This window comes from Stieleria sp., assembly GCF_041595215.1.
Taxonomy (GTDB): Bacteria; Planctomycetota; Planctomycetia; order Pirellulales; family Pirellulaceae; genus Stieleria; species Stieleria magnilauensis.
This window is the reverse complement of sequence record NZ_JBFHKV010000469.1, coordinates 1-6,157: the sequence shown is the minus strand read 5'-3', so window position 1 is coordinate 6,157 and position 6,157 is coordinate 1. Positions and strand designations below refer to the sequence as shown.

Genomic DNA, 6,157 nt, shown 5'->3' with positions numbered 1-6,157 from the left:
TCTGCTGCCGTGTGTCGACGGTTTGGGGGGTTTTGGCGACATGTCCGTTGCGGCGGGGCAAGGGGCGGACCGGCGGGCGAAAGGCACGGCGGGGAGTCGGCTTCTGTAGCATAGCACGTGCCAAACGGAGGATCTCGGCGATCGGCCGGCGGGTGCGGAGGCCTGTCAGGCAGCGCTGTGAAGCATTTAATCCCTGCGTTTGACGAGGTGTTAGCGGCAGGGCGCAAGCCCTCCGGTCCCTCATCGTTCCCGAAACACCGGAGGGCTCGCGCCCTACCGCTAAAAAATGCTTCACAGCGTTGCCTGTCAGGGTCGCAGGGTGCTCAACTTGTCCCACTCGCCCCGTGTTGGTCAGCCCCGTGCTCGTCGGACGTGATCAGTCCCCAATCGCACAACACGACGTACAGGCACGGGACGACGACGAGCACCAGGACGGTGGAGCTGAGCAATCCGAAGACGATCGAGATTGCCGTGGGGATCAGCACCTGTGCTTGCGTGCTTCGTTCGAGCGTTAGCGGCAGCAATCCGGCCATGGTGGTCAAGCTGGTCAACATGATCGCGCGAAAGCGGAGCCGGCTGGCGCTGCGCGCCGAATCGTAGATCGGCTTGCCTTCGGATCGTTCCTGTTTCAAGAACAAGACCAGCAGGATGGAATCGTTGACAACGATCCCGGCCAACGACACGAACCCGATCAGGCTGGGCATGCTGATGTCCATCCCCATCAACAGGTGGCCGAAGATCATGCCGATCAAGGACATGGGGATGGCCGCCATCACGACGAACGGTTCCAGCCAACTTTCGAATTGGAAGCTCAACACCGCGTAGACGCCGAACAATCCCATCAAGAACAGCCAAGCCATCGACGAGCCGGTTTCGCTGGAGCGTTCGGCTTCGCCGCCGAGCGTGATTTTGAGATCGCTGTACTTGGATTCCAGTTCCGGCAGCAGGCGAGTTTGAAACTCACGCATCAAGTTGGTCGTGTTGACCGTGTCGGTATCGGTGTCGGCGATCAGCGTCACGGTCCGCCACTGGTTCACCCGCGTGATTTTCGACCAGCCATACGTCATCTCCAGCTCGGCAACGGATTGCAAGGGGACCTGAGCCCCATCGGCGAGAATGAATCGAAAGTCCAGGAAAGACTCGAGTGTGTCGCGGCTTTCCGGTGCCAATTGGACGTTGATTTCGTACTGTTCCACGCCGACCTGGATATCGTTGATCTTTGCCCCTTGGAACGCCGTGCTCAATTGGCTCGCCATCGCTTGGACATTCAACCCCAACGCCACGGCATCGGGTTTCAAGTGCAGCCGCACCTCTTGTTTGCCCGGCCTCAGGTCCATGTTGAAGTTATAGACGCCGGCGAATTGAGCCATCCATTGCTGCGTCTCGATCGCTGCCGCTTGGGCCACCTGTAGATCGTCGCTTTTGAATAGCACTTCGACGGCTCGGCCGGCCGGCCCCAAGGTCGCTTCGGCAACCGCGACGGAGATCGCATTGGGGATGATTCCTACCTCTTCTCGCATCACGCGAATGAAATCCGCCGTCGACGTCGTTCGTTGATCGGGCTGCAGCATCCGAATCGAGACGGTCGCGACGTGCGGCCCGGACTCGCCCGCATCACTGTTCTCGTTGAACTTGCTCATCACCGACTGCACCAAGTCGGCGTCATCGGGTTGATCGGGAAAGCGTGCGTTGGCCCGTGCAGCCGCGTCATTGATCTGTTCGACAATCTCGGCGGTCTTGGCCAGCGGTGTGCCCTGTGGCATCAGAATTCGAGCTTCGACGGTGTCGCCTTCCAAGTTCGGAAATGGGGAAAAGTTCACCAACCCGCCGGAGACCATCGCCAGCGACATGATGAACGTGCCGAGCGACAATCCGACCGAGAGATACCGCCAGCGAATCGTCCAATCGACCAGCCGACCGAACACGCTTTCGCGAACCCAGTCGACCGCACCGTCGATGGTTCGTCGCAGCCCGCCGGGTGCATCCGCACCGGAAGGCTTTAATGAATGGCCCAAGTGCGCCGGAAGAATCAGGAACGCTTCGAACAGACTGACCAACAACGTCGTCAACAACACCATGGGAATCAGCCGGAGCACCTTGCCGATGTGACCTTCCAGGACGAACAACGGGCAGAGCACACAACAGGTGGTCAGAAACGAGGAAATCACGCCTCCGGAGACTTCCTTGACGCCATCGACCGCAGCCCGCATCGTCGGCTTGCCCGACGCGATATGGCGGGCGATGTTCTCGGCGATCACGATGCCGTCGTCCATCAGGATTCCGGTCGCCATCAGGATTGCAACCGACGACATCATGTTCAGACTTTGGCCGATCAGCGGCAGCACAAAAAACGCCCCCATGAACGAGACCGGCAAACTCATCACGACCCAAAAGGAGAGTCGCAGGTTGAAAAACAACCACAGCACCAGGAACACCAACACGACACCCTGCCAGGCATTCTTTCCCAGCAACGTCAACCGCTCGAGAATCAGTTCGGACCCATCGCTGGTGATCGCGATCTGCAACAGGGGCTGCCGTTGCCGTTCTTTCTGAACGAACTGGCGCACCACGTCGGCGATCTTACTGGTGTCCTGGGAACGTGTTTTGTTGACCTGAATGATGCCGGCACGCTCGCCATCGATCCATGCCATTTGTTCGGCGTCGGCAAAGCGATCGACGACACGGCCGATGTCACCGATGCGGACCTCGGACCGTCCCGGCACCCCGTGGACGACGATCTCTTCGATGTCTTGCGGGGTTTGTTTCTGTTCGACCAATCGCAACAACAGGTCCTCCTCTTCCGACTCGATGGTCCCGAGCGGAATGTCCAGGTTTTGATTCCGCACCGCCTGAGAAACGGTTGCGGCGGACAGCCCCAGGCGGCGCAGCGCATCGGTGTCCAACTCGATCCGGAGTTGACGATCGGAAAAACCTTGGATCTCCACCAGCGAGACACCGGGCAAGCGTTTGAGTTGCTGCTTGAACTGTTCGCAGTAGTCTTTCAGCGAATCTTCATCCATGGGGCCGCTGACCGCGATGGTCATCACCGAATCGGTGCGATTGAGTTCGGTAACGATCAGGTCCTCCGCCCCTTCGGGCAAGTCCGAGATCGCTTCGACTTCGGTTTCAATATCATTCAGCGCCGCCGCGACATCGGCCCCCTCTTGAATTTCGACGACGATCGACGCGGCGCCTTCCTGGGCCGTGCAGGTGACCTTCTTGATGTTTTGGACCCCGTCCAACGCGTCCTCGATCGGCAAGCAGATTCCCTGCTCCACGTCCTCGGCCGATGCGCCGCGATAGGTCATCGCGATCTGGATTTCGGAACTATCAAATCTGGGGAACGTCTCTTTTTGCAACCGAGGCAGGGCGTACAGCCCCAATCCGATGAACGACAGCATCAACACGTTGGCTAACGTTCGGTGATTGACGAGTTTTTCTAACACTGGTAACGATCCGAGTCGGTGATGGGGCGTCCGATGGACTGCAATAAAGTGGAGCCGGTCGGTGGCATCCGATCCGGCGATCAGTCCCGCGTTTCAATGGCTCAAGCAGGAGCCATGCCGGCGGCCGAGTAAAAGGAGCCCGTGCCAAGGGAGCCAAGGACACAGGCCCGGTTTTGAAGGGTCAAATGACGTTCGGCCCAGCGGCCCAGGCGGGAACGTGTGCGTCTTACTTTCATCAAGGTTCGCTTGGCGCCGGATGCGTTTTCGAGTGGAACCGCAGTGCCTCGCCGCCGGCGTTGACCGACTCGACCAATTTGTCAACTTCCCCGTCCGCCTCGATCGGGTCGACCAACATGCCGATGATCGCAGGCGAGGGATTGGCGACGACCAGCGTCTCGGAACCTTCCAGCCCCGATGCGATCACTGCATAGTCATCCTGGGTGAACGTCACCTCGATGGCGCGCTTTGACAAGCGATTTTCTTCGTCTATCAAAAACACCGTGCCATTGCGGATGGCTCGACGCGGAATGACGACCCGGTCGGGAAGCGGTGTTCCAAAAATATCGACGTCACAAAACGCGCCTTCGAGCAGCGGCGGCTGGGGACGTTTTTGTTGCGAGGGCACGACGTTTTCGACACCGACGACGAACCCGACCATCTTAGTTTGTGCATCAACAATCTCGCGGACTCGCAGAAAACGCCCACGATACGATTCGGTGGATTCAGTGCCCGCAACGTTGACCAACGCTTCGAATTGAATCATCGCTCGCAACGTTTCCGGTGTCAGTTTCTCTTGCGGCACCGCGTCGCCGATTTCAGAGACGAACAAGCGATGGATGTCCTGCAGCGGCAACTGCACCTCAACTTCCATTTCGGCGCCGCTGTAGCCGATGAACAGTTCTTCGGCCACACCGACGAACTGGCCGATCTCGAGCTGCACCTCGCCCACACGCATGTCAAACGGTGCGATGATCGTCGTGCGTTCGATGTCACGCAGCGCCTGTTGCTTCTGGGCTTCCGATTGACGCACCGCCGCTTTCAACGCTTCGATCTGCGGCGTGATCAGGGCCGTGCTGTTTTTTAGGTCTTGAACCGCTTTCATTTGGGCCAACAACTCACGCCGTTTGGCATCGATCGATGCCCCCGACCCGGCTTGCCGTGTCAGTAGCGTTTGCTCGCGATCAAATTCACGCTGCAGGACCTGGAGCACTTCTTCTTCCAGAGCCAGTGATTCACGATCGTTTTGAATCGACTGTTCGAGCTGCTCGATCTCTGCGTTCTGTTGGTCAATCGCCGCATCCAATTCCTCGACGCGGGACAGATAATCCGAATCGTCGATTTTCAGCAAGATTTCATCGGCGCGAATTCTTGAACCGGGTCGAAGCGACGGATGGATTTGTTCGATTCGACCTTCCACCTGGGTGACCGCTCGCCAAGAACGAGCGTACTTGGCTGTCCCGAATCCACTGACCATCGGACGAACCTCCATGCGTGGCACGGTGATCGTCTCCAGCAACCGCGACGCTTCATCTTGCGGTTGCATCGATAGCGGAGGGGAATGCTGGACCAGCCAAACGTAGGCCACGATCGCCAGAATAATCGGTGGGAGGATCAGTAATCGCTTTCCCCACATTCCCCAGGCCAGGGCTAAATTCATGTCGTCCTTCTCTCCATCGACAGTCGCTCAATCGTTCCAGGTTCTGCAGCCCGACCACGGTCGGAAAGACGATGCACACACCGTTTTCGCCCGACGAGACCACTTCCGGTAACACAATGCGCACTCCAGCCTCGCCGAGGGCCGCAAAATTTGAAATCGAATCGAGATTCGCAATCAGCAGCCCCTGTCTGGACTGATCCATTCCGCATCCCGACCGGAAGGGGGCGTCGGTCACTCAGAGCGAGTTGACTTGGGGGGACCGACCATGACTTGGCGGATTCTGACCCTGCGAAACGCGAGTTTCTGGCCGCGAATGGGGAAGTCGGGTTGGGAAGGCGACGCAGACCGGCGCTGACGGTTACAATCAACGCCTTGCTGTTTTCCCCCGCCGTCCGCTTCGTCCGGAGCTGATTCATGTTGCGATTTCCGATTCGAGCCGTCGTTTGTGCCCTGCTGTTGCTTGGCGTGACTGGATTTCCCGACATCTGCCATGCGGACGTGCAGGACGATGCAGCCAAGCTGATCGATCAAGCGGGCATCAAAGCCGGATTTTTTGTGCATTTGGGCGCGGGGGATGGTCAGCTCACCGCGGCGCTGCGACAGAACGATTCGACTCAGGTGCACGGTCTGGTCACCGATGCGGACCGCTTGAAAACGATTCGCGATCGAGTTCTGGCTGAGGGCGGTTACGGGGATGTCGCGTTCGACCGCATCGAGGGGCACCAGCTTCCCTACGTCGACAACATGGTGAATCTGTTGGTCGCCGAATCGCTGGGCGACGTGGCAATGGACGAAGTGACGCGGGTGCTGGTTCCCAACGGCGTCGCCCTGATTAAAAAAGACGGTCAGTGGACGAAGTTTCGCAAGCCGCGTCCGGACAACATCGACGAGTGGTCGCATTACCTGCACGATGCCACCGGCAACTCGGTCGCCCATGACGATGTCGTCGCGCCGCCGCGTCACTTGCAATGGGTGGGCAGCCCGCGCTGGTCACGACACCACGACCGAATGGCCAGCATGAGCGCGCTGGTCTCGACCGGCGGACGGATGTTTT

General features: G+C 58.9%; 3 protein-coding genes. 1 reads left to right on the top strand and 2 read right to left on the bottom strand.

Annotation, left to right across the window (positions count from 1 at the left end; translation table 11 throughout):
• Positions 1-323 precede the first annotated feature (323 nt).
• Positions 324-3,446 carry an efflux RND transporter permease subunit gene (locus tag ABX749_RS18020; RefSeq protein WP_372897182.1) on the bottom strand — a complete coding sequence of 1,041 codons (3,123 nt, stop codon included), beginning with the start codon at positions 3,444-3,446 and terminating at the stop codon, positions 324-326.
• 235 nt (positions 3,447-3,681) lie between these two features.
• Positions 3,682-5,103 carry an efflux RND transporter periplasmic adaptor subunit gene (locus ABX749_RS18015; protein WP_372897181.1) on the bottom strand — a complete coding sequence of 474 codons (1,422 nt, stop codon included), beginning with the start codon at positions 5,101-5,103 and terminating at the stop codon, positions 3,682-3,684.
• Positions 5,104-5,517: 414 nt separating this feature from the next.
• On the opposite strand from ABX749_RS18015, the gene ABX749_RS18010 reads away from it, so the two are divergent.
• The coding region (locus ABX749_RS18010) for a class I SAM-dependent methyltransferase (RefSeq protein ID WP_372897180.1) at positions 5,518-6,157 on the top strand (640 nt) is incomplete at its 3' end.